Origin of the sequence: Nocardia sp. NPDC088792 (genome assembly GCF_044750615.1) — a bacterium.
Lineage (GTDB): Bacteria > Actinomycetota > Actinomycetes > Mycobacteriales > Mycobacteriaceae > Nocardia.
The window spans coordinates 263,333-286,461 of record NZ_JBIVKC010000002.1 but is presented as its reverse complement, the minus strand read 5'-3'; the positions used below and the strand labels follow the sequence as shown (position 1 = coordinate 286,461).

Sequence of the window (23,129 nt, the reverse complement as noted above, 5' to 3'; positions counted from 1 at the left end):
CAATGGTTTTCGTCAAGTCGCTGGCCGATGTTCTGCGTGGTAGCGGCTCTGATGGTCGGTAGGGTGATTTGAGTGGTGTCAAAGCCTGAGCGGCAGGCTGCCCGGGATCGCGTGGCGGCGTATCACGAAGCGCGCCTCGGTGAGTTGGTCGCACACGTCGGTCGGGCCTTGAATCGGTTCCGTGCGGGACAGGTGGATGCGTTCGAGGTTGATGCGGTGATCCACCAGTACCACCGGGCGGCTCAGCGGCTGTGGACGTTTTGCGGTCAGTCCGGTGTGCAGGTGGAAGCTGCCGCGCAACTCATCGACGATATGGCCCTCGCGGGTGAAGTGATCGATTGGTGGCAGCGCGGCCTGTCGACCAGGGCGCGGCGTGAGGAAGGGCCCGACGCCTGACCCGGATCGGGTATCGGCGATCAGGACGCCGTGCTGGAATGCGGTAGGGCTGTTTGGTTTTCAGCGTCGAGTAGAGGACGTCGCAGCGGCATGATTCACCGCGGCGCAGAACGTGACACCGGCAAGCTCGCTGACTGGCAGACGTATCGCGCGAGCGTTCTCGATGCAGGTGTCGAAGATATCGCGCGAACTGTCGTGGACTACGTCGTCCGGAACCGAGCAACGCAGGAGGTTGAACGGCTGCCCGTCAACCCCTTCTTTGTGGTGAACCGAACCTGTCGATTCGGACCTGCGTAACTGCCGCACTGAGCGCGTCCTGGCGCCAGTACCTCCCCAAGGGCACCAACCTCGCCATCGGCACCAGGGTTTCGCCGGCTGGGCGTCCTGACGCCCGACCCCGGGGTCGTACATCGCAGGTGCCGGGGCGCTTGTCGTAGTGACCGGTCCGTGTTGCCGTACGGAACCGAGGTCGATGAACTCGCAGGGGTGCCGCGGATCGGCAGGCAGGTCGATGCGGCTCTCGGTCATGCCGCGGTGTTCTCACAGCGCTATATCGAATGCACCAACGGCTGCTGGCATCCAGTTGATCAGTGTCACCTGTCTCCGACTGCTCCGACCCCATCCCAATACACTCGATCGGGATTGCGGCAGTAGTATGCGGCATTGTCGGCCCCGCTCCCAGGAAGGGCTGTCGGCGTTGTCGATTCAGGTGGATACACGACGAAATAGTCCGCGATCGCCTTGTCGCAGCCGTTGTTGAAGTACGCCACCCGATACCTCGCGAGAGCGGTGGTCTGCCCGCCCGGCGCCAGCGTCACCACTGGATCGGAGGCGGACCTCGATCCGCTGTCGGCTGTGGTGGAGTCGAGGTGATGATCCGGGCTGCCGGTCGCGAGGACCACCCTCGGAGTGCCGGACAGTCGGCAGGCGGTCGCACCGATATTGGTGAAATCGATTGCCAGAGTCTCGGTTCCCATCGCGGCGCCACCTCCACGCAGGCTCATTCGCAGGTCGGCCGACACGCACCAAAGAGCAGACGGTGGCCCCGCAGACGACGTCTGCGCGGACGGTCCGCTCGGTGCCGCGTGATCCGGCGCGCACCCCGTCAGTTGCATCGTTGCCCATAGCGCCGCTACCACATATGCCGCGCGGATAGGCACTCGCGCAGGAGATTTCACGCCACCTCCCCTTGATCAGTATGAAGATCATGATAGCCGCTCGGTGTGTTGATGGATGTACCGAATCAAGAGCGGCAGGTTCGCAGTCGACTGGACCCTTGGCGGTCTTCATTGCAGTCCAGTTCGTTGTGGGTCAAGGAGTCTCGTGGTAGAGCTCGATCATGGCCTCGGTGATCGCGTGGACCAGCTCGGCACTGCCTTGTCCGGTGCATTCCACGTCGGCGGTGTCGAACTCCGGTGTGGTCGTACCGTCGGGTTCCATCACGGGAACCGGGGTGGAGCTGCCGAGTTCGATCATCATCCCGATGCCACCGTTCCACGACTGGGTCATGATGGGTACCCCGTCGATCGGATCTGCGGGGTGGAAGGTATCCATCTGCGTCCGTTTCGCGATGCCGAAGCTGATCACCACCGTCTTGGATGGGTGATCGTTCGGCTGGTACTGAAAGGTGCAGCCGGGCTTGATGCCGGTGATTCCGCCGGGACCGATCGGATAGGTCTTTCGCAGGATGTCCAGCACCCCACAGGGGTCGATGCGGCTGAGCTTCGTTCTCATGCTCGGGTTAGCGGAATCCTCACGCAGGGGCCGCGTGTGGACTAGGTGAGCTGACGCTTCGACAATCGTCGAAAGGCTCTCGCAAGAATTCTTTTCCGGCCACAGCGAGGTGACTGCGTGATACCGGATATTCATGGTGTCGAGCTGAATGGAGATGTCACAGCCACCGTAAGGCTTCCATGGCTCCATCCTCGCGGTCGTATCGCCGATCAGGATAGGTGTCCCCGGCATAGATGTGTCGCCACTATAGCGATCGAGAATGGTGACGGTGATGGATCTCGATGCTTCGCCGAAAAAGATGTTGCATGTGTTCATCGTCAGCTGTCCAGAGTCGATGGTTCCGATGTAAGTGGGTGTCGCGGTGCGCTCGACGACGCTGTAGTCGATGAATCCGCACGGATCGAGGATGCGGACGGCATCGTCCGCAGCGAGCAACTGCCGTGCCTCTGGGGTGAGCGCGTCCCGATATGAGCCCTGGACCGCCAGCGTTGTGGCGGTCACGGAATCCGGGCGTTGTCCCGATCTGTCCGCACCGCAGCCCGATAGCGACAGCATGGCGGCCAGAGCCCAAAACAGCCCGGCTTTCACACACTTCATATAAAACCTCATGGTCTCGAGGAGTGAACCGATCGCATCGCACGGTGCCGGTCTGCGTCAGTGTTTGCCGCACGATGCAATCGGGCCCGGAAACATCGATTCGCATCCCGGCATCGGCCCACCCGACCGAGGTCGAGCCCGCGGTGTAATGGACGGTGAACGATAGTCCCGACCCATCGATGCTCTGCAACCGGCAGCCCGGCAGCACGTGCTCGTAGTCCGGCTTGATGTCCCCGCACAGTAGGAGTGTGCCTGCAGGCGAGACAGGTTGCGATGTAGCAACACTCGCCGTGAGGGTGCTGGTGCTGGAGACAGCGCTCGGTACCGCGCGATCCTGATGCGCTCGGCTGTCCGAACATGCTGTTGCGGTCACGGCCGGCATCGCGACCCCGATCGCGCGGATCGCGACCGACTCAATGGTTTTCATTCCTCCCACCATCCATCGCCAACAAGATCGTCGTGCGTGCTCGCGGCATTAACGGCCCGGGGGCCCACATCGAAATTGGCTGTACGTCAAGGAATGTCATGCCGCGCGCGGGGGAGGACTGGTGAGAGGCTTCGTTCACGGTGGCCGACGGCCTCATGCGGGTGGCAGTGACCGCCAAGGACGGTGTCGACCTGTACTGCAGTCCCGTTCGTCGGAAGATTGTCTGATCGCGCAGCCGAGTTTCTGGTCAGGGCTGAGGAAATAGTGTGAAACCCACGGGCTGGAACCGACATGATCAGCGGCCTGCTCGATGTGGGGATCGGGACCCGGGGGGGTTGCCTTCGGGTTGGCACGGTGGGCGAGCATAGCGAGGGCGATCGTGGCAGAGACGAGCGATACCAGCCGAGACATTGTCCACTGTGAGATCTGGTCGCCGTGCGCGACGGTCGGCGAGCCGTGATCGCGCATGATGTCGAAAACGTGTGGACGGGATGGTTCAGGACACCTTTGAGCTCCAGGCAATCAGCACCACTGGAGGGGAGGTCGCAGGGTCGAATCCTGTCCCCGCTACTAGGAAAACGGTCCTGGAACCATGTGGTTCCAGGACCGTTTCTCGCTGTATTGGCGACGGATTTGGCAATGTCAGCTGAACTGAGTGCCATCCGCGGGTTCGGGTTATGGTGCCATGGGGCGTCGGCCCATGCTGAGGGCGTACATGATGGCCGCGCCCAGTGCGGCACCGACGGGCCAGGACAGTGCGGTCACTGATTGGGAGTGCGGGACCAGGGCGACCAGGACGCCTGCCCCGCCTGAGACTGCGAGGGCGATGAGGGCGCGGGGGTTGAAGCCTCGGGTGTAGTGGTAAGTGGCTTGGGGGGATTCGGAATACAGGTCGGCGACGACAGTGCGCTGGCGGCGCACCAGGTAGTAGTCGACGATCAGGATGCCGAATACGGGGCCCATCAGTGCGCCGACGCCGCCTAGGAAGTAGACGATGAAGTTTTGGTTTTCCCAGAGCTTCCAGGGCATCACCAGGATCGAGAGGACCGCGGTGATGACGCCGCCGGTGCGGAAGGAGATGTATTTCGGTGCGGTATTGGAGATGTCGTAGGCCGGGGACACGAAATTCAGCACCACGTTGATGCCGACCGTGGCGATCGCGAATACCGCGGCGGCGATGATGACGATCGTGTTGTCGTGGATTTTGGCGACCAGTTCCACCGGGTCGGAGAGGACCTTGCCGTATACCTTCAGGGTGGCCAGGGAGATGACGATCGAGATGACCACGAATGCGGTCTCGTTGAAGGGGATGCCCCATGCGTTGCCGCGGACGATGGCTCGCTTGTTGGGGGAGAAGCGGGCGAAGTCGGCGTAGTTCACCAGGGGGCCGGCCATGAACGCCACCATCAGGAACATCACTCCGATGAATGCCGCGACGGTCTTGCCGCCCGAGAGCGCGGGCCCGGAGCGGGCGCCGAAATCGATGCTCCAGCCGGCCTTTCCGAGAATCCACAACGCCAGGGCGATCATGCCGATCCACACCACCGGGCCGGCGAAATCCGAGGCCTTGCGGACGACGTTCATGCCGTAATTGATGATCAGCAACTGCGCTGCCCACAGCACCAGGAACGAAATCCAGCCCAGGGTAGAGAGCCCCAGGAACTTGTGTTCGGTCAGGGATTGCAGGCCGGGTGAGACGCGCAGCAGTAGCACGATGAGGGCGGTGGAGGCGAGATAGGTCTGGATGCCGTACCAGAAGATGGCGACCAGAGCCCGCAGCAGGGCCGGGATATTCGCGCCGAATATGCCGAATGCGCCGCGGGCGAATACGGGGAAGGGGACGCCGACGCGCTGTCCGGCGACGCCGATCAGATTGCTGCCGCCCCAGAGGATCAGGACACCGGCGAACAGCGCCAGCATGGTTTGCCAGCCGCTCAATCCGAGCGCCAGCATGCCCACCGCGAAACCGTAGCTGCCGATGCTGTGCGCCGATGTCATCCAGAGACAGAACAGGTCCCAGGTGCGCCAGACTGCCGTTTCCTTGGTGGTGGGCATCAAGTCCGCATTGACGAGCGCCGAACGTTCCGGTGTGCCCTCGGGGTCCCGGACCTGTGTTTCTGTCATTGGTTTTTCCTTCTAGCGGTGCAGAGTTCTAGCTGTTCTGCGGGAACCCGAGATTGATCCCGCCGTGGCTGGGGTCGAGCCAGCGGGATGTTACTGCCTTCTCCCGGGTGAAGAAGGCGAACCCGGACGGGCCGTAGGCCTTCGTGTCGCCGAATATCGACGCCTTCCAGCCGCCGAAGCTGTGATAGGCGACCGGCACGGGAATGGGCACGTTGACGCCGATCATTCCGACGGTCACCTGGCGCTGGAATCGCCGCGCCGCACCACCGTCATTGGTGAAGATGGCGACGCCGTTGCCGTACGGTGACGCGTTGATCAATTGCACCCCGGCCTCGAATCCGTCGACCCGCACCACCGACAGCACCGGGCCGAAGATCTCGTCGCGGTACACCTCCGATGAGGTCGGCACATTGTCGATGAGGGTCGGGCCGAGCCAGAATCCGTCTGCGGCGCCGTCGAATTCGCCCTCGCGGCCGTCCACGACGATATCGGCGCCGTCCCGCGCGGCGATATCGAGATAACCCGCGACGGTATCGCGGTGCGCGCGAGTGATCAGCGGACCCATATCGCAGCCACGGCGGCCGTCGCCGGTGCGCAGCCCGCCCATCCGCTCGGCGATCTTGGCGACCAGTTCGTCGGCGATCGAGTCGACGGCCAGCACCACGCTGACGGCCATGCATCGTTCACCCGCCGAACCGAATCCGGCATTGACGGCGGCGTCGGCGGCCAGGTCCAGATCGGCGTCGGGCAGCACCAGCATGTGGTTCTTGGCCCCGCCCAGGGCTTGCACTCGCTTGTCGTGCGCGGCGGCGGTCTGATACACGTAGCGCGCGATCGGGGTGGAGCCGACGAAGGAGATCGCCGCGACCTCCGGATGCACCAGCAGCGCGTCCACGGCCTCCTTGTCGCCGTGCACGACATTGAGTACACCGGGCGGCAGCCCCGCCTCGGCGGCCAGTTCGGCCAGCCAGTTCGAGGCGGAGGGATCCTTCTCGCTGGGCTTGAGCACCACGGTATTTCCGGCGGCGAGTGCGATCGGGAAGAACCACAGCGGCACCATCGCCGGAAAGTTGAACGGGGTGATGATGCCGACCACGCCGACCGGTTCGCGCACCGAATACACATCCACGCCGGTGGAGGCGTTCTGGCTGAATTCGCCCTTGGTCAGATGCGGCATGGACAGCGCGAATTCGACGACCTCGAGGCCGCGGGCGATCTCGCCGGCGGCATCGCTGAGCACCTTGCCGTGCTCGGCGGTCAGGATCTGCGCCAGCTCGTCCTTGCGAGCGTTGAGCAGTTCCCGATAGGTCAGCAGGAATTTGCTGCGGGCCGCGATCGAGCTGTCGCGCCAGCCCGGCAGGGCCGCCGCGGCGGCCTCCACGGCCGCGCCGACATCAGCCGCGGTGGCCATGCGCACCTCGCGCTGCGTGGTGCCGAGTGCGGGATCGAAAACCGGTGCGACGCGGTCGGATTCGCCGGCCCACGCCTTGCCGTCCACCCAGTGGTCGAGAATAGAAGTCATCGTTGTCTCACTCTCCTTGCTCACAGTGCGGTCAGGACTTCACGAATCGCGGTGGTCGCGGTGGCCACCTCGGCGGCGGTGACCACGCATGGTGGCACCACGTGAATCCTGTTCTCGGCCAGGAAGATAAGCACGCCCCGCTCGGCCAGTCCGGTCTTGATCCGCGCCATCGTGGCGGCCGGCACCGGGGTGCGGGCGGCGCGGTCGGTGACCAGTTCGATCGCCCAGAACACGCCCTCGCCGCGCACCTCGCCGACCAGTGGAATGTCCTGTGCGAGGGCGTCCAGGGCCGGGCGGATCGCCTCGCGGCCGATGCGTTCGGCATTCTCGACGATGCCCTCGGCGGCCATCGCGTCCAGGGCGCCCACGATCGAGGCGCAGGCCAGCGGATGGCCGCTGTAGGTGAGTCCACCCGGGAAGACCCGCTCGTCGAAGGTGCTTGCCACGGAATCGGAGACGATGACGCCACCGACGGGGACATAGCCGGAGTTGACGCCTTTGGCGAAGGTGATCAGATCGGGCACGACATCGTGGCCGTCGAAGGCGAACCAGCGCCCGGTGCGGCCGAATCCGCTCATCACCTCGTCCAGGATCAGCAGGATGCCGTACCGATCGGCGATCTCGCGCACGCCGGCCAGATAGCCCGGCGGCGGCACCAGAATGCCCGCGGTGCCCGGCACACTCTCCAGCAGGATGGCCGCGATCTGTTGCGGCCCTTCGCATTGCACGACCCGTTCCAGATGCCGCAGCGCCCGCTCGCATTCCTGTTCGGGCGAATCGGCCCAGAACTCACTGCGATACAGATACGGGCCGAAGAAATGCACATGGCCGCGGGCGTATTCATTGGGCATGCGCCGCCAGTCGCCGGTCGCCACCACCGCGGCGCCGGTATTGCCGTGGTAGGAGCGGTAGGTCGAGAGCACCTTGTCGCGACCGGTGTGCAGGCGCGCCATGCGGATGGCGTTCTCGTTGGCGTCGGCGCCGCCGTTGGTGAAGAACACCTTGTGGAATCCCTCGGGCGCGAGCGCGGTGATGCGCTGGGCGGCCTCGCCGCGGGCGAGGTTGGCCGTCGAGGGTGCGATGGTGCTCAGCTGGGCGGCCTGAGCGGCGATCGCCGCGGTCACCGCCGGATGCTGGTGCCCGACATTGAGATTGACCATCTGACTGGAGAAGTCGAGATATTCGCGGCCCGCGTGATCCCAGACGGTGCACCCGCGGCCCCCGGCGAGTACCAGCGGATCGAGTGCGGCCTGCGCGGACCAGGAATGGAATACGTGTGCCCGGTCGAGATCGTATGTGCGCCTGTCCAAATCGACCTGTGTGCTGGTCATCGCGACACCTTTGTCGCGGTGATCGCCGGAGTCAGCTGCGGAATGATGATGTCCCCGTATACGCGCATGGTCTCCTCCTTGTTGTCGTGCTGTAGATAGCCCGCGAACTGGTCGACCCCGAGCTCGGCGAGCCTTCGTAGTTTGCTGAGGTGTTCCTCGGGGGTGCCCAGGATGCAGAACCGGTCGACGATCTCGTCGGTGACGAAGTCGGCGTGCGTATTTCCGGCCCGGCCGTGCTGGTTGTAGTCGTAACCCTGCCGTCCGGCGATGTAGTCGGTCAGCGCCTGCGGGACATCACCGTTCGTGCCGTAGCGGGCTACGATATCGGCGATATGGTTGCCGACCATGCCGCCGAACCAGCGGCACTGGTCGCGCATGTGCTGGTAGTCCGTCCCGATGTACATGGGCGCGGCCACGCAGATTTTCACCGCGTCCGGATCGCGTCCGGCCGCGGCCGCGGCCTTTTTGACGGTGCCGATCATCCATTCGGCGATATCGAGATCCGCCAGTTGCAGGATGAATCCATCGGCGATCTCGCCCGTGAGAGCCAAGGCCTTGGGGCCGTAGGCCGCTACCCACACGTCCAGCGTGGAGCCGGTGCTCCAGGGCAATTGCAGTGTGCGCCCGTCGCATTCGACGGGCCGGGAGTTGGCCAGCTCCCGGATCACGTGGATCGAATCGCGCAAGGTCCGCAGGGTGGTGGGTTCGCCGCCGCCGACCCGCACCGCCGAATCGCCGCGGCCGATCCCGCAGATGGTGCGGTTGCCGTACGCCTCGTTCAGGGTGGCGTAGGTGGAGGCGGTCACGGCCCAGTCCCGGGTCGCCGGGTTGGTCACCATCGGGCCGACCGTGATCCGCTTGGTCTCGTTGAGGATTCGGCTGTAGAGCACGTACGGTTCCTGCCACAGGATGTGGGAATCGAAGGTCCACACATGGCTGAAGCCGTACGCTTCGGCCAGCTTCGCCAGCTGTACCGTGCGCGCCGAGGGCGCGTCGCACTGCAGCACCGCTCCGAATTGCATTGGTGTCTCCCTAGATCAGGTACTGGCAGGGATCGCGGCGGACGAAGCGCCCGTCGCCCTTGCGGCCGAGGTACTTCTCGCCGTCGACGATGACCTTGCCGCGTGAGAGCACGGTGTCGACGTGGCCGTCGATCTCGTAGCCCTCCCATGCGGAATGGTCCATGTTCATGTGGTGGGTCTTGTCCAGGCCGATGGAGGTGTGCCCGTTCGGGTCGTAGATCACCACGTCGGCGTCCGCGCCGGGCGCGAGCACACCCTTGTGGCCGTAGAGCCCGAACATCCGCGCCGGCGTGGTGGAGGTGATCTCGACCCAGCGTTCGAGGGTGATCCTGCCGTCCACCACGCCCTGATACATCAGGTCCATCCGGTGCTCGACCGAGCCGATGCCGTTGGGAATCTTGGAGAAGTCGCCGATACCCGCGTCCTTCTGCCCCTTCATGCAGAAGGGGCAGTGGTCGGTGGCGACCATCTGAATATCGTTGGTGCGCAACGCCTGCCACATATGGTCCTGATGGTGGTCGTGCTTGGACCGCAGCGGCGTCGAGCACACCCACTTGGCGCCCTCGAAGCCCGGTGCGCCCAACTGATCTTCCAGGGACAGATACAGATACTGCGGGCAGGTCTCGCCGAAGACGTTGCGGCCGCGATCACGCGCCGCGGCCAGCTGCGCTACGGCCTGTTTCGCCGAGACGTGCACGACATACAGTGGGGCCCCGGTCAAATCGGCCAGCATGATCGCCCGGTGGGTGGCCTCCTCCTCGAGCTGCCAGGCCCGCGCGATGCCGTGGTAATACGGATCGGTTTTGCCCTGAGCGAGCAGCTGGCTCACCAGAACGTCGATGGCAGGGCCGTTTTCGGCGTGCATCATCGTCATCAGCCCGGTGTCCGCGCCGGTCTGCATGGCCCGCAGGATCTGTGCGTCGTCGCTGTAGAACACGCCCGGATAGGCCATGAAAAGCTTGTAGCTGCTGATTCCCTCGCCGGGCAGCTCGCGCAGCGCCTGCAGCGAGGCCTTGTTGACGTCGCCGACGATCTGATGGAACCCGTAGTCGATCGCGCACTGCCCCGCGGCCATCTCGTGCCAGGTCGCCAGGCTGTCCTGGAGCCGCTCCCCGAACTTCTGCACCGCGAAGTCGATGATCGTGGTGGTGCCGCCCCAGGCCGCCGCACGGGTGCCGGTCTCGAAATCGTCCGAGGCGGTGGTGCCGCCGAACGGCATCGACATATGGGTGTGCGCGTCGATACCGCCGGGGATGACGTATTTACCGGTCGCATCGATGACGGTGTCGGCGGTGCGTGCGAGATCCGCGCCCAGCACGGTGCTGCCCGGCTCGAGCAGCGCGACGATCCGCTCGCCGTCGATGAGGATGTCGGCGGCGCCGCGCCCGGTTGCCGAGACGATCGTGCCGCCGGTGATCAAAGTTGTTGGCATACTGTGTAACTCCTTCTCGTCGGCTGTCTCAGGGCGCGACGATGGAGTCGTAGGAGTCGGGCCGGCGGTCGCGGTAGAACTGCCAGTCCCCGCGCACCTCGCGGACCACGTCGAGGTCTAGTTCGCGGATCACCAGCTCCTCGGTGTCGGTGGAGGCCACCTCGCCGACATAGTTGCCGCGCGGGTCGACGAAGTACGAACTGCCGTAGAAGGTGACGGCGGCGTCACCGAATTCGTCGCTCTCGGTGCCGATCCGATTGTTGGCGGCGATGTAGTACTGGTTGGCGGCGGCCGCGGCGGGCTGCTCGAGTTCCCAGAGCCGGTTGGATAGACCGGGTTTGGTGGCGGACGGGTTGAATACCAGCTCCGCGCCGCCCAGACCCAGGGCCCGCCAGCCCTCGGGGAAGTGCCGGTCGTAGCAGATGTAGACCCCGATTTTGCCCACGGCGGTGTCGAATACCGGATAGCCGAGGTTGCCGGGCCGGAAGTAGAACTTCTCCCAGAAGCTCTGCAGCTGCGGAATGTGGTGCTTGCGGTATTTACCCAGATAGCTGCCGTCCGCGTCGATCACCGCGGCGGTGTTGTACAGCACGCCGGGCTGGTCCTCCTCGTAGACCGGCAGCACGATCACCATATTGTGCTTTCGGGCCAGTTCGCTGAATCGCGCCGTGGTGGGGCCGGGCACGGACTCGGCGTATTCGTAGTACTTCTTGTCCTGAACATTTCCGAAGTACGGCCCGTAGAACAGCTCCTGGAAGCAGATCACCCGCACGCCCTCGGCGGCCGCGGCCTCGACGAACTTCTCATGCTTGGCCAGCATCGATTCCTTGTCACCGGTCCATGTGGCCTGGGTGATGGCTGCCTTGATCGTGGTCATCAACGCTCCTCTATCCGATGTGTTTTGTTATTGTTGGCTCTAAACATTTCGTGAATATTTCGATGAGTGCCGGAAGCGTAAACCTGTCACCCCCACCACGAGGCGAAAATGAGCAGACCGATCGAGATCGATGACCCGACCCCGGCCGGAATCGCCGGCGCCATCGCCCGGCTGATCAGCAGTGGCGAACTGCGGCCGGGGGACCGGCTGCCGACGGTCCGGGAGCTGTCCGCGCAACTCGGGGTGAGCCCGGCGACGGTGAGCCACGGCTGGCAGGCCCTGTCCCAGGCCGGGCTGGTCGTCTCCCGTGGGCGCAGCGGTACCTTCGTCGCCGCGCCGCGGGACTCCGAACCCCATCCCGCCCCCGCGCGCACCGCCCGCATGGGCAAGGGCGCCAACGCGGCCCGGCTGGACCTGTCGCTCGGCACCCCGGATCCGGCGCTGCTCCCCGAACTCGGGCCGCTGCTGGCCCACGTCGCGCTCAACGCCGAACCCACGGACTATCACCAGGCCCCGGTGGTGCCCGAACTCGGACGACTGCTGCAGGCCGACTGGCCGACCGCCTCGGGCGGGCTGACCGTGGTCGACGGCGCGATGGACGCGGTCGCCCGCGGGCTGCGCGCGGTGGTCCGCTACGGCGACCGGGTGATCGTGGAGAATCCCACCTTCCCGCACTTCTTGGACTATCTGGAATCGATTGGCGCGCAGCCTATTCCGGTGGCCATGGACGAATGTGGCGTGCTGCCATCCGAATTCGAGCGTGCACTGGCACTGGGCCCCGCCGCGGCGCTCATCCAGCCACGGGCGCAGAATCCGACCGGTGCGTCGATGGATGCCGAACGGATCCGGGAGCTCGCGGAGATCCTGCGCCGCAGCGATACTCGGTGCATGGTCGTCGAGGACGATCATTCGGGCAGCATCGTGCCCACCGCCGATCTGAGCATCGGCCGATGGCTGCCCGAGCAGGTGCTGCATGTGCGCAGCTACTCCAAATCGCACGGCCCGGATCTGCGGATCGCGGCGCTGTCCGGGCCCGCGCAGGTGATCGACCGGGTCGTGGCCACCCGCATGCTGGGTCCCGGCTGGACGCCGCGGATCCTGCAACGCCTGCTGTACGAACTGCTGCGCGACGACACCGCTACCCGCACCGTCGAGAATGCGCGCACGCAGTACCGGATCCGCCGCAGCTCCTTCGTCGACGCCCTGGACCGCAACGGTGTGCAGGTCGGCGCCGGCGAGGGGCTCAACGTCTGGATTCCGGTCGCCGACGAGCGCTCGGCACTGGTTCACCTGGCGGCCAACGGGATTCGGGTCGCGCCCGGCGGCCCCTTCCTCGTCGACGCGCGGGGCCACCACGGGCAGGCGGTCCGGGTGACGATCGCGCCGCTGCACGGCGGCGGTGAGGAAGTGGCCCGCATCCTGGCCGCCACCACCGCACCGCAGCAGTCGGACTACTTCTCCCTGGGCCGTCCGGACCGCGAGGACCCGGGCCGATTCCGCGACCATGTCCGCACCACTCGATGAGCGGAAAAATTACGTTTATCGAGTGGTGCGGCAGGAATAATAATTATGTTGCGGGGATCGAGGGCGGCATTGCAGGGCGGGATAATCTTCACTTTGTGCGAAGAATCTAGGATTTCCGGAGTTTTGTAGTCGGCCATTTGCCTACAATCCGGGCTGTCGTACGCATTCTTCGATGAGTTACCTCGGTCGGTTGATGGGTGTTGATGTGCCGAAACTCCGGGCTGGACAGTGAACTTCGTGTCGGCTAGCGTTACTGCAACGTTCGAGCGGTGTTGTTCCAATGTATTTTTGCTAATCAGAGGGTGTTGACATGGGTTCACCTGATGTTGAATTGCGCGCGTATGAACAGGCTCGTTATGCTGTTCCACACAATATCCTTCGGTCCGAGGAGATTTACGGGCCGGGCTTTCAAAGTCCGGGAGGCCTGGACGGATTCGAGAAGATATTGTTCTCCGCGATGTCGATATCCGCCGATATGCGGGTGCTGGATGTCGGTTCGGGGTTAGGGGGTGCGGCGTTTCATGTTGCCGGCGCTACGGGCGCTGAAGTGGTCGGGGTGGATCTGGCCGAGGTGATGGTGAACCTGGCAAATGATCGCCGGAACCATGACGATTCGAACAGCCGCGTCCGGTTCATTCTGGGCAGTGCGTTCGCCGACGAGTTGGCGGCACATTCGTTCGATGTGATCTATTCGCGTGACTCGCTGCTCTACGAGCATGACAAGCCGGGTCTGTTCGGTCGTTGTCGCGAGCTGCTGAAGCCGGGCGGGCGTCTGCACATCAGTGACTTCTGTTCCGGGCGGAGCACGCCGGAGTTCGAGGAGTACGTCGACGTCTCCGGATACTCATTGCCGACGATCGAGGGATACACGCGGCTGCTGTCCGATGCCGGGTTCATCGATGTGACAGGCGTCGATCTGTCCGAGCTGACCGGTGAGTTCCTGCGCGCCGATCTGGAGCGGTATCGGGCCAAGGCGGCCGGCGACGACGCCATCGCGCCGGAGGACGCCGCGCACGTCGTCGAACGCTGGCAACGGAAGATCGATTTCATCGCGGCGGGTTCCCTGACGCAGGGGCTCTTCGCGGCGACCGCACCCGCGGAGTGAGGCGCGATGACCACACCGCATGCCGAATATCTGTCCGCCGACCTGCCTTCCGGTCGCGTCGCGCACTTCCACTGGGTGTGGCTGCGTGACTCCTGTCTGTGCGACGAGTGCCGGAACATTCACGCCAAGCAGAAGTACTTCGACTCCGCGGCCATTCCGATCGATATCACGGCGAGCACCGTCCGGCATACCGCGGAACAGGTGGAGATCGTCTGGCCGGATGGACATCGGAGCAGCTACCCGATGCATTGGCTCGCCGAACGCGAAGAACATCGCATTGCGCGGCCACCCGCACCCGGTGGCCGCATCCCGTGGACTTCCCCGGCGGCGGTCGGCGACCACCTCTTCGGGTATCGGGACATCATGGCGGAGGATTCGGTATTGGTCACCGCCCTCCGAAGATTGTTCAGCCACGGGATGGTCGTGATCGGCGGGCAGCCGGATGCCGACTCGGATTCCCTCTGTGATCGACTGGCCGGATTCGTGGACCGCTCGTACTTCGGCGAATATTTCGATCTGGAGACCAAACCGGACGATACGACCGACAGTATTTCTTTCAGTACCCGGCAGCTGCCGATGCATACCGATATTCCGTACTACACCACTCCACCGGACTATCAATTCCTGTACGGACTGGACGTCAACGAGGCTGCGACCGCGGCCACCGGCGGTCGTACCCGATTCGCCGACGGATTGGCTGCGGCGAATCGACTTCGGGCAGCGGACCCCGAGGCATTCCGGGTGCTGGCCGATACCCCGGTCACCTATCGTGCCGAGTATCCGGCCGCCGAGAAGATCTATCAGAACCGAACGACGATCATCCGCACCGACCGCAATGGCGAGGTCGTCGGTCTGATAAACAACCCGACCAAGATGTATTTCGACAACGTGCCCTTCGAAGCGACGATGCCGCTGTACCGGGCATATTCGAAGTTCAAAGGGCTGCTCGGCGACCAGGTGTCCTACTTCCACTCCTGGCATCCGGGCGACATGATCGTGTTCGACAATCGACGAATCTTCCACGGGCGCGAGGAATTCAGCGCCTCGAACATCACCCGTACGCTACGCGGCGGCTACTTCAGTGAAATCGAGCTCGCCGCCAGGGCGCGATTCGTCTCCGAACGGGTCAGCTGACGGTGTCGGCCGGTGTGGTCGGACTCGTGCTGGTCGCCGCCGTACTGCACGCCGGCTGGAACGCCCTCCTGCACGGCGGCGGCGACCAGTTGCGGATGGCCACCCTGATGAGCATCGCGACCGGGCTGATCGCGGTCCCGTTCGCGGCGCTGCTGCCGTTGCCGGACCGGGCGAGTTGGCCCTATCTGCTGACCAGTGCGGCGGTGCAGGTGCTGTACATCATTTTTCTGGTCCGGGTATACCGCGTGGCCGATCTGGGTTCGGTCTATCCCGTAATCCGGGGCAGCGTGCCACTTTTCGTCACGCTGGGCGCGGCGGTAGCAGTCGGCGAGGAGCTGAGCCCGCGCATGCTGCTCGGCATCGGGCTGGTGTCGTTCGGCACCATGGCGATGCTGGGCAGCAAGGACAATGGCGGGTGGAAAGCCATGACGCTGGCCGTGGTCACCGGCGGGATCATCGCGCTGTACACGGTGATCGACGGCGTCGGCGCTCGGCTGGCGGGTGATCCGCAGGCCTATACGGCGTGGATCTTCCTCGTCTTCGGCGTGCTGATGCCCGCGGCGTTCGTCGCCATGCGCGGCTTTCAGCCGCTGGGGTATATGCCGGAGTTGCACACGGCGCTGCTCGCCGGGGTGATCCAGATCGTCACTTACGCGGTGGTGATCTGGGCCTTCACGCTCAGTCCGCTCGGACCGATATCGGCGCTGCGGCAGACCAGCGTGGTGGCTGCCACGCTGATCGGCTGGCGGTTCCGTGGCGAGTCGCTGTCGGCGGTCCGGCTCGGCGCCTGCGCGGTGATCCTGGCGGGTGCGGCCTTGCTGAGCTGAGCGAAATTCACCAATTCCCGTGCGGCAGCAGGAGTTATCGAGTTCATGCATTCGAATGGAAAGGTTCGGTGCCCGGGGCATGTATAGCGATGGCGAGGCAGGTGCCGGTAGCCCGGTCCTGCTCAATCCCGGTCCGGCGGGAACTTCGGAGCGCGTCAAGAACGCACTGCTGCGAGGCGACCTCTGTCATAGGGAACCGGAATTCAGCGAGCTGCTGAATCGGCTGCGGGCAGCGCTGCCGCGGGCCCTGGAATTTCCCGAGACGTACGAGTCGGTACTGATCACCGGTTCCGGGACGGCGGCGATGGAGATGGCCGTCACCGGCTCGGTGCGGGCCGGACGGGAGATCCTGGTCCTCAGTAACGGGGTATACGGCGAGCGGCTGCTCGCTATCGCACGGGCGCACGGGATTACAGCCCACGAGGTGGCACCCGACGGCGACCAACTGGAGCGGTGGACCACGCCGATCGATCCCACATGGGTCGAAAGTGCGCTCGCCGCATACCCGGAGGTGGACGCCGTGGTGTGCGTCCACCACGAGACGACCACCGGTTTGATCAACCCGGTCCGTGCGATCGGCGAGATTGTCGCCCGCCATCGCGCACTTTTCGTGGTCGACGCGATCAGCAGCACCGGAAATGAGGAACTGGATCTCGCCGATGTCGGCATCGATATCCTTTGCGGCACTGCCAATAAGGGTCTGCACGGGCTGCCCGGCATATCCTTCCTGCTCTGCGGACCGGCCGGGGTGGCCCGCATCGCCGAGGCGCCCATGCGCGGGCTCTACAACAATGCGGCAATCCATTTGGCGGGCCAGCGGCGGTGTGAGGTGCCGTTCACCCCGGCGGTGCAGATCTGCTATGCCCTCGACGAGGCGCTGGCGGAATACACCGAGCGCGGTGGCCGCCGCGCCCGCGTCGCCCTCTACCGGGAGCGGGCCGCCGTGGTGCGGGCCGGCTTCGACCGTCTCGGCCTGAAGATTCTGGTCGATCCGCCGCATCGGGCGAATTCCGTCTCCACGCTGCGACTTCCGGAGCGCGTCACCTATCCGCGACTCCATGACGAGCTCGCGAAGCGCGGCTACATCATTTACGCGGGACAGGGCGGGCTGGCTGCCGGGCATTTTCGAATCTGCACATTCGGGGAGATTCCCTTCGAGCGCCTCGAGGCCCTGGAGTTCGCGCTCGGTGCCGCGCTCCTCGCGGCTCGAGACTGAAAGACGAGAACACGTACATGATCTCCGCAGCGGAATTTTGCACTGAACTCGACAGGCGTGGTTTCACCGTGGCCAGCGGCGTGCCGTGCTCCTACTTCGGCGGTCCGATCGCGCTGCTCGGCAGCAGCCCGGGCCGCTACATCCCGGCCGCCAATGAGGGTGCGGCCCTGGCCATTGCGGCAGGCGCCGCCCTGGCCGGTGGCCGGCCGTACCTCATGGCGCAGAACTCGGGGCTGGGCAATCTGGTCAACCCGCTGACCTCGCTGACGATGACCTACCGGATCCCGGTGCTCGCCTTCGTCAGCCTGCGCGGCTGGCCCGACCCGGCCCACGACGAACCGCAGCACGAAGTGATGGGAACGTCCACGCACGCGCTGCTGGACACCCTCGGCGTCCAGCACGGCACCTTGCGTGCCGACGCCGGCCTGTCCGGATTCCGCTCGCTGCTGGATCCGGCGCTGACCGAACTCGCGGCCGGCAGGCCCGCGTTCATCCTGGTCGAGAAGGGTGCGGTCGGTTCCGTCGAGATGCCAGCGGCCCCGGATCACGAGTCCCTCATCGCCGCAGACGTATTGCGCACGGCCGCGCAGGCCGCGGGTGCGGACGGCCTGATCGTCGCCAGTACCGGTTACACCGCGCGGGAACTGTTCGCGGTCGCGGACCGCCCGGGCAACTTCTATATGCAGGGCTCGATGGGCCACGCTGCGGCGATCGGCCTCGGGCTCGCACAAGCCGACCCCGACCGGCCGGTCATCGTGATCGACGGCGACGGCTCCGCGCTGATGCACCTCGGAACCATGTCGGTGATCGGAAATCAGGCCCCGGCCAATCTGATCCACCTGGTTCTGGACAACGGGATGCACGAGTCGACCGGCGGCCAGCCTTCCACCTCCGGCACCACCGACTTCGCCGCGGTCGCGACAGCCGTCGGCTACCACACGGCGGTGAACTGCCGCACCGCAAGCGATCTGGAGCTCTTCTTGCGTAAGGCGCTGCATTCGCGAGGGCCGCATCTGGCCGGGATACGAACCGGCGGCAGGGTTGGTCAGGCCCCGCCGCGGGCCACCAGCAGCGCCGCACCGCATGTCCTGGCAGCGCGATTCGCGAATGCCGCCCAGCGAAAAGGACTCATCTCATGACCCGCACCACGCTGCGCGACAGGCTGCGCGCCGGAAATCGCCTGCGCCTCATCGGCGCTCATGACGGCCTGTCCGCGTTGCTCGCCGAGCGGTTCGGTTTCGACGGGACGTGGGCGAGCGGCCTGGGCATCTCGGCCGTGCACGGCTTGCCCGATGAAGGTCTGCTCACCATGACCGAATTCCATGCCGCCGCAGTGCAGATGCGTCAGGCCAGCTCGTTGCCGATCGTCGCCGACGTGGACTCGGGCTTCGGTGACCAGCAGGTGGTGCGCCGGATGGTGCGGCTCTACGAGGAAGCCGGGATCGACGCGGTCTGCATCGAGGACAAGCAGTTTCCCAAGCGCAACAGTTTCCAGGACGGCAACCAGCTGGAACAGCTCGAGGTGGCCGTGCGGCGGATCGAGACCGCCAAGCAGGCCCAGCGCGGCGATGATTTCATGGTGATCGCACGCCAGGAATCCATGATCGCCGGAGCCGGTCTGGACGATGCGGTCGTCCGGGCACACCGCTACCACGAGGCCGGCGCCGACGCGCTGCTGATTCACAGCCGCCGCAAGGATGCCGGCGAGGTGGCCGCATACTGCGCCCGGGTGCGGGCCGACGGCATCCCGCTACCGCTGGTGTGCATTCCGACCACCTACCACACCACCACCGCCGACCAGCTGTGGTCCTACGGGATCAGTGCCGCGGTTTACGCCAATCAGCTGGTCCGCGCCTCGGCGCGGGCCATGGAGCTGGTCTTGGAGTCCCTGGCCGCGGTCGGCTCCACCACCGACGTGGAGGAGCGGATCGCTTCGGTCAGCGACCTTTTCGGCCTCGTCGGGATGGATCAGCCCGCCATCATCCACTGAATCCGGCCGCCGCGGCGAACCGGGCCGCGACGGCGCGGAGTTCGCGGGACAGATCGGGTGCGTCGAGGACGTCGAAGTCGATGGTCAGCGCGCCGAGCAGGAAGGTCAGGGAGCGGGGGTCCTCCGAACCGAAGTTCAAGGAGTGGACGTTCCCGGCGGCGGCCCTGCCCGAGCAGGCCATCGACCGGGATCGGTTGCCGGCGGCCCCGGCGTTCACCGATCCGAAGTGAGGTGCGCCAGCGCGTCTTTCGAATGAGATCGGGCGGGGCGACTACGGTGGTTCGGCAGTGTCTGGCGTTCGGTTCTGCCCTGTTGTTCTCATCGACACCGGAAGGCGTTCATGGCAACGGAATTGACGCAATTGCAGCTTTTGACCGAGTTGGAGCCGGTGGTGGGGGAGAATCTCGACCGGCATCTGGCGACGGTCAAGGATTGGGATCCGCACGACTATGTGCCCTGGGACGAGGGGCGCAATTTCGCTGCCATGGGCGGTGAGGACTGGGCGCCGGAGCAGTCGCGGCTGTCGGAGGTGGCCAAGGTCGCCATGATCACCAACCTGCTCACCGAGGACAATCTGCCCTCCTACCACCGCACTATCTCGGAGAACTTCGCCGGTGACGGGGCTTGGGGGACCTGGGTGGGACGCTGGACCGCCGAGGAGAATCGGCACGCCATCGCCATGCGCGATTATCTCGTGGTCACCCGCGGCGTGGATCCCGTTGCACTCGAGAACGACCGGATGGTGCACATCACCAAGGGCGTGCACGCGCCCGACGGCTACGGCGGGGTGCTCGACCAGCTCGCCTACGTCACGTTCCAGGAACTCGCGACCCGCGTCAGCCACCGTTCCACCGGGCGGGTCTGCAACGACCCGATCGCCGATCGCATGCTCTCCCGCATTGCCACGGACGAGAACATGCACATGATCTTCTACCGCAATGTCGCCGGCGCCGCGTTCGATCGAGCCCCGGATCAGACCATGGAAGCGATCACCAAGGTCGTGAAGAATTTCGCCATGCCCGGTACCGGCATGCCGAATTGGCGGCGCAACGGTGTGCTCATGGTCAAGCACGGCATCTACGACCTGCGTCAACATCTCGACGAGGTGCTGACGCCGGTACTGCGGGTGTGGAAAGCCTTCGAGCGCACCGACCTCACCGCCCGCGGCGAGCGCAGCCGCGAGGAACTCGGCACGTACCTCGAGAAACTGCAGAACGATGTGGTCCGTTTCGAGGAGCAGCGTGCCCGCCTGCTGGCCCGCGAAGCCGCCCGCGCCGATACCCCCGCCACCGCCGGCGCCGCGTCGAGCTGAGCCGCCGGAACAGTCCGGCAAACCCGGTCGCACCGATCGCTTCGAGGTCGGTGCGACTTCGTGTGTGTCGAGCGATGAGTTTCGGGGGCCGAGGGGATCTGTATTCCGGGCTGAGAAATCGAGGAGGCCTACGTGGATACACCGGTTGCCGACGCTGGGGAGTTCATGACGCTCGCGCAGCAGTTCCGGCCCGAGCTGATGGCGCACTGCTATCGGATGCTGGGGTCGCCCGAGGACGCCGAGGATCTGGTGCAGGAGACGTACCTGCGGGCTTGGCGCGGGTACGGCGGGTTCGAGGGGCGGTCTTCGCTGCGGTTGTGGCTGTACCGGATCGCGACCAATGCTTGTTTGCGCGCATTGGAGCAGCGGGGGCGGCGGCCGTTGCCGTCCGGGTTGTCCGAGCCCATGAGCGATCCCGACCAGTACGCCCCGGGGGAGTCGGGGGTGCGGTGGCTCGAGCCGATACCGGATCACTTGCTGTCCGGAGACCCGGCCGCCATTGTCGACACACGCGGTGGGGTGCGGCTCGCCTTGGTGGCCGCCATGCAGTTGTTGCCGGCGCGGCAGCGGGCGATTCTGATCCTGCGCGAGGTGCTGGAATTCCCGGCCGCGGAAACCGCTGCGGCACTGGGGACTACGGTGGCGGCGGTGAACAGCGGGCTGCAGCGCGCCCGGGCGGCGCTGGCCGCGGCGGGGGTGGGGCTGGACCAGATCGATGAGCCGCCCGAACCGCGGCGGCGGGCCTTGCTCGATCGGTACGTGGCGGCGCTGGAGTCGGCCGATTTCGATGCCTTGCATGCGATCCTGCAGGACGACGCCATTCTGGAGATGCCGCCGTCAGCGGCGTGGTTCGCGGGACGCGCGCAGATCGTGCGTTTCCTGAAGTCGCTGGGGTGTATGCCCGGGCACTTCCGGATGCGGCACGCGTCCGCGAATGGTCAAGCGGCCCTTGGTCAATACCGGCGCGATGCCGACGGCCGCTATCACGCGTACTCGCTACAGGTATTCGGCCTCACCGAGGCCGGTATCAGCCATATCGTGGCGTTCTTCGATGCCGATATCTTCCCGGCGTTCGGCTTGGCGCCGATGCTGCCCCGGTCGTGATCCCGCTGTCCGGCAAGGCTCTCCGGCGCCGCGATGAGTTCTCCCGCGCCTGCGTATCTCTATTGGCAGAGAACGTATTCGCTACGAAGGAGAACTCATCATGGTGCACATCGCAGGCAGCACGGTACTGGTGACCGGCGGCAATCGTGGTATCGGCCACGCGCTGGTCGAGGAGGCGTTGAGCCGGGGCGCGCGCCGCGTCTACGCCGGAACCCGCACGCCGTGGACCCATCCCGACACACGCGTCACGCCCCTGCTCCTCGACATTACGGACAGCACCCAAATTCGTAGTGCTGCAACGACGGTCGAGTCTCTCGATATCCTGGTGAACAATGCCGGCATCGCACTCTACGACGATCTGACCGATCGCTCCGCAATCGAACGCCAGCTCGCCGTCAACCTTTTCGGTCCTTACGAGATGACCCGTGCCTTCCGCGTACTGCTCGAGCGATCCGGCGGCGCGATCGTCAACAATCTGTCGCTGGCCGCCTTGGCCCCGGTACCGCTCTCGCCCGCCTATGCGATTTCGAAGGCGGCGGCCCTGTCCATGACCCAATCCCTGCGCCTCCGAGCGGCCGAACACGGCGTCACGGTCCATGCGGTGCTGACCGGCCCCACCGACACCGATATGAACCGGGGTCTCGAGATCCCGAAGGTTGCCCCGGAGATCGTCGCCCGCGCCATCTTCGACGGCGTCGAGAAGGGCGAGGAGGACATCTTCCCCGACCCGGTCTCGGAAACCATCGCCGATGCCTGGCGCAATGGCGCGGCCAAAGCCCTCGAACGCGAATTCGCCCAACTCGCCGGAATGCCGGTCCCGGACGCGGCCAACCCCGACGGGGACCGGTAGCACCAGCGGCAGCGTTCCCCCTATTTGGTGGTGGTGGGTGGCGGGCAGGTAGCGAATTGGATCTGTTGGAGGTGGAGGGTGGCTTGTGCGACGGCGGGGCCCTCGGCCGTGATGGTGGTGGTGCCGGCGCCGATGGCTCGGTACTTCGAGCTGATCGTTTCGATGTCGGGGATGGCGTCGGCGGGGGCGCTCGACTTCAGGTTGTCGAATTGGTCGGCGGTTTTCGTGTACTCGGCCGGGCTGATCGACGATTGTGAGGCGAGTTTTCTCGTCGAGACCGCCAGGTCGCGCAGGCCCGAGCAGAAGTCGGTGCTCTGTACCGGCGCCGCCGCGGGACTGCTGACGGCCGCCGGAGTGCTGGTACCGGCGGGCGCCGCGGAGTTCTTGCCGCTGTCGGAACATGCGGTCATTCCGGCCACGATGCAGGCCGAGGCTGCCAACAGGCCGAGGGTGCGCTTCATACTTTCTCCCTGCTTCCAGTGCCGCGCGTTCGAACGGATCTCATGCTTGGGGGAGGGGATCAACTGGCGATTGTCAGTCGATCAACACGGGCATGGCAGGGTGCGGCGGCCGTAGCGCAGGGAGAATTCGACGGCGTGGTCCGG

Annotated in this window: 21 protein-coding genes; 10 read left to right on the top strand and 11 right to left on the bottom strand. The window is 65.3% G+C overall.

Annotated features, from left to right (window positions below; genetic code table 11):
* Positions 1–78 precede the first annotated feature (78 nt).
* The 9 genes from ACIP5Y_RS10685 to ACIP5Y_RS10645 form a co-directional block, all read right to left on the bottom strand.
* On the bottom strand, positions 79–300 hold the full coding sequence (locus tag ACIP5Y_RS10685; RefSeq protein WP_400349547.1) for a hypothetical protein: 222 nt from the start codon (positions 298–300) through the stop codon (positions 79–81).
* Positions 301–989: 689 nt separating this feature from the next.
* Complete coding sequence (locus tag ACIP5Y_RS10680) at positions 990–1,511, bottom strand: DUF4232 domain-containing protein (RefSeq protein WP_400349546.1); 522 nt, start codon at positions 1,509–1,511, stop codon at positions 990–992.
* 196 nt (positions 1,512–1,707) lie between these two features.
* Positions 1,708–2,718 (bottom strand): hypothetical protein, encoded by a 1,011-nt coding sequence (locus tag ACIP5Y_RS10675; RefSeq protein ID WP_400349545.1) that lies wholly within the window; start codon positions 2,716–2,718, stop codon positions 1,708–1,710.
* Positions 2,719–3,829: 1,111 nt separating this feature from the next.
* Positions 3,830–5,278, bottom strand: a complete 1,449-nt coding sequence (locus ACIP5Y_RS10670; protein WP_400349544.1) for an NCS1 family nucleobase:cation symporter-1 — start codon at positions 5,276–5,278, stop codon at positions 3,830–3,832.
* Between the two features lie 28 nt (positions 5,279–5,306).
* Positions 5,307–6,800 carry a CoA-acylating methylmalonate-semialdehyde dehydrogenase gene (locus ACIP5Y_RS10665; protein ID WP_400349543.1) on the bottom strand — a complete coding sequence of 498 codons (1,494 nt, stop codon included), beginning with the start codon at positions 6,798–6,800 and terminating at the stop codon, positions 5,307–5,309.
* A 20-nt stretch (positions 6,801–6,820) separates the two neighbouring features.
* A complete protein-coding gene (locus ACIP5Y_RS10660) occupies positions 6,821–8,131 on the bottom strand; it encodes an aspartate aminotransferase family protein (protein WP_400349542.1) in 1,311 nt (436 codons plus the stop codon).
* Positions 8,128–9,153: a TIGR03842 family LLM class F420-dependent oxidoreductase gene (locus tag ACIP5Y_RS10655; RefSeq protein ID WP_400349541.1), complete on the bottom strand. Its 1,026-nt coding sequence runs from the start codon at positions 9,151–9,153 to the stop codon at positions 8,128–8,130. The genes ACIP5Y_RS10660 and ACIP5Y_RS10655 overlap by 4 nt, the downstream gene beginning before the upstream one ends.
* Before the next feature lie 10 nt (positions 9,154–9,163).
* Positions 9,164–10,585, bottom strand: coding sequence for a dihydropyrimidinase (hydA, locus tag ACIP5Y_RS10650; protein ID WP_400349540.1), 1,422 nt, complete (start codon positions 10,583–10,585; stop codon positions 9,164–9,166).
* 28 nt (positions 10,586–10,613) lie between these two features.
* Positions 10,614–11,462, bottom strand: a complete 849-nt coding sequence (locus ACIP5Y_RS10645) for a nitrilase-related carbon-nitrogen hydrolase (protein WP_400349539.1) — start codon at positions 11,460–11,462, stop codon at positions 10,614–10,616.
* A 108-nt stretch (positions 11,463–11,570) separates the two neighbouring features.
* On the opposite strand from ACIP5Y_RS10645, the gene ACIP5Y_RS10640 reads away from it, so the two are divergent.
* The 7 genes from ACIP5Y_RS10640 to ACIP5Y_RS10610 all read left to right on the top strand — a co-directional run bounded on the left by ACIP5Y_RS10640 (position 11,571) and on the right by ACIP5Y_RS10610 (position 19,258).
* A complete protein-coding gene (locus tag ACIP5Y_RS10640) occupies positions 11,571–12,986 on the top strand; it encodes a PLP-dependent aminotransferase family protein (protein WP_400349538.1) in 1,416 nt (471 codons plus the stop codon).
* Between the two features lie 457 nt (positions 12,987–13,443).
* Positions 13,444–14,091 (top strand): methyltransferase domain-containing protein, encoded by a 648-nt coding sequence (locus ACIP5Y_RS10635; protein WP_400349537.1) that lies wholly within the window; start codon positions 13,444–13,446, stop codon positions 14,089–14,091.
* A gap of 6 nt (positions 14,092–14,097) precedes the next feature.
* The gene (locus ACIP5Y_RS10630; protein ID WP_400349536.1) at positions 14,098–15,225 is read left to right on the top strand and encodes a TauD/TfdA family dioxygenase; all 1,128 of its coding nucleotides are present in this window, start codon (positions 14,098–14,100) and stop codon (positions 15,223–15,225) included.
* 14 nt (positions 15,226–15,239) lie between these two features.
* Positions 15,240–16,052 carry a hypothetical protein gene (locus ACIP5Y_RS10625; protein WP_400349535.1) on the top strand — a complete coding sequence of 271 codons (813 nt, stop codon included), beginning with the start codon at positions 15,240–15,242 and terminating at the stop codon, positions 16,050–16,052.
* 79 nt (positions 16,053–16,131) lie between these two features.
* Positions 16,132–17,268, top strand: a complete 1,137-nt coding sequence (locus ACIP5Y_RS10620; protein ID WP_400349534.1) for a pyridoxal-phosphate-dependent aminotransferase family protein — start codon at positions 16,132–16,134, stop codon at positions 17,266–17,268.
* 68 nt (positions 17,269–17,336) lie between these two features.
* Positions 17,337–18,407 (top strand): phosphonopyruvate decarboxylase, encoded by a 1,071-nt coding sequence (gene aepY, locus ACIP5Y_RS10615; RefSeq protein ID WP_400349533.1) that lies wholly within the window; start codon positions 17,337–17,339, stop codon positions 18,405–18,407.
* Positions 18,404–19,258 carry an isocitrate lyase/phosphoenolpyruvate mutase family protein gene (locus ACIP5Y_RS10610; RefSeq protein WP_400349532.1) on the top strand — a complete coding sequence of 285 codons (855 nt, stop codon included), beginning with the start codon at positions 18,404–18,406 and terminating at the stop codon, positions 19,256–19,258. Before aepY ends, ACIP5Y_RS10610 begins: the two co-directional genes overlap by 4 nt.
* Here the strand turns inward: ACIP5Y_RS10610 and ACIP5Y_RS10605 are convergent.
* Positions 19,248–19,397, bottom strand: a complete 150-nt coding sequence (locus tag ACIP5Y_RS10605) for a hypothetical protein (RefSeq protein ID WP_400349531.1) — start codon at positions 19,395–19,397, stop codon at positions 19,248–19,250. The genes ACIP5Y_RS10610 and ACIP5Y_RS10605 overlap by 11 nt on opposite strands.
* Before the next feature lie 201 nt (positions 19,398–19,598).
* On the opposite strand from ACIP5Y_RS10605, the gene ACIP5Y_RS10600 reads away from it, so the two are divergent.
* The 3 genes from ACIP5Y_RS10600 (at position 19,599) to ACIP5Y_RS10590 (ending at position 22,524) form a co-directional block, all read left to right on the top strand.
* Positions 19,599–20,570 (top strand): acyl-ACP desaturase, encoded by a 972-nt coding sequence (locus ACIP5Y_RS10600; RefSeq protein WP_400349530.1) that lies wholly within the window; start codon positions 19,599–19,601, stop codon positions 20,568–20,570.
* Between the two features lie 132 nt (positions 20,571–20,702).
* Entirely contained in the window at positions 20,703–21,674 is a 972-nt protein-coding gene (locus tag ACIP5Y_RS10595) for a sigma-70 family RNA polymerase sigma factor (RefSeq protein WP_400349529.1), read from the top strand.
* A 100-nt stretch (positions 21,675–21,774) separates the two neighbouring features.
* Positions 21,775–22,524 carry an SDR family NAD(P)-dependent oxidoreductase gene (locus ACIP5Y_RS10590; protein WP_400349528.1) on the top strand — a complete coding sequence of 250 codons (750 nt, stop codon included), beginning with the start codon at positions 21,775–21,777 and terminating at the stop codon, positions 22,522–22,524.
* A gap of 20 nt (positions 22,525–22,544) precedes the next feature.
* On the opposite strand, the gene ACIP5Y_RS10585 is transcribed toward ACIP5Y_RS10590, so the two are convergent.
* A complete protein-coding gene (locus ACIP5Y_RS10585; RefSeq protein WP_400349527.1) occupies positions 22,545–22,985 on the bottom strand; it encodes a hypothetical protein in 441 nt (146 codons plus the stop codon).
* Between the last annotated feature and the right edge of the window lie 144 nt (positions 22,986–23,129).

Bases quoted from the DNA above. Each gene is read 5' to 3' on its own strand.
- ACIP5Y_RS10680 (WP_400349546.1), bottom strand. From the start codon at position 1,511: ATGCAACTGACGGGGTGCGCGCCGGATCACGCGGCACCGAGCGGACCG.
- ACIP5Y_RS10670 (WP_400349544.1), bottom strand. From the start codon at position 5,278: ATGACAGAAACACAGGTCCGGGACCCCGAGGGCACACCGGAACGTTCG.
- ACIP5Y_RS10665 (WP_400349543.1), bottom strand. From the start codon at position 6,800: ATGACTTCTATTCTCGACCACTGGGTGGACGGCAAGGCGTGGGCCGGC.
- ACIP5Y_RS10660 (WP_400349542.1), bottom strand. From the start codon at position 8,131: ATGACCAGCACACAGGTCGATTTGGACAGGCGCACATACGATCTCGAC.
- ACIP5Y_RS10655 (WP_400349541.1), bottom strand. From the start codon at position 9,153: ATGCAATTCGGAGCGGTGCTGCAGTGCGACGCGCCCTCGGCGCGCACG.
- hydA (WP_400349540.1), bottom strand. From the start codon at position 10,585: ATGCCAACAACTTTGATCACCGGCGGCACGATCGTCTCGGCAACCGGG.
- ACIP5Y_RS10645 (WP_400349539.1), bottom strand. From the start codon at position 11,462: ATGACCACGATCAAGGCAGCCATCACCCAGGCCACATGGACCGGTGAC.
- ACIP5Y_RS10640 (WP_400349538.1), top strand. From the start codon at position 11,571: ATGAGCAGACCGATCGAGATCGATGACCCGACCCCGGCCGGAATCGCC.
- ACIP5Y_RS10635 (WP_400349537.1), top strand. From the start codon at position 13,444: ATGTCGATATCCGCCGATATGCGGGTGCTGGATGTCGGTTCGGGGTTA.
- ACIP5Y_RS10630 (WP_400349536.1), top strand. From the start codon at position 14,098: ATGACCACACCGCATGCCGAATATCTGTCCGCCGACCTGCCTTCCGGT.
- ACIP5Y_RS10620 (WP_400349534.1), top strand. From the start codon at position 16,132: ATGTATAGCGATGGCGAGGCAGGTGCCGGTAGCCCGGTCCTGCTCAAT.
- ACIP5Y_RS10610 (WP_400349532.1), top strand. From the start codon at position 18,404: ATGACCCGCACCACGCTGCGCGACAGGCTGCGCGCCGGAAATCGCCTG.
- ACIP5Y_RS10600 (WP_400349530.1), top strand. From the start codon at position 19,599: ATGGCAACGGAATTGACGCAATTGCAGCTTTTGACCGAGTTGGAGCCG.
- ACIP5Y_RS10590 (WP_400349528.1), top strand. From the start codon at position 21,775: ATGGTGCACATCGCAGGCAGCACGGTACTGGTGACCGGCGGCAATCGT.
- ACIP5Y_RS10585 (WP_400349527.1), bottom strand. From the start codon at position 22,985: ATGAAGCGCACCCTCGGCCTGTTGGCAGCCTCGGCCTGCATCGTGGCC.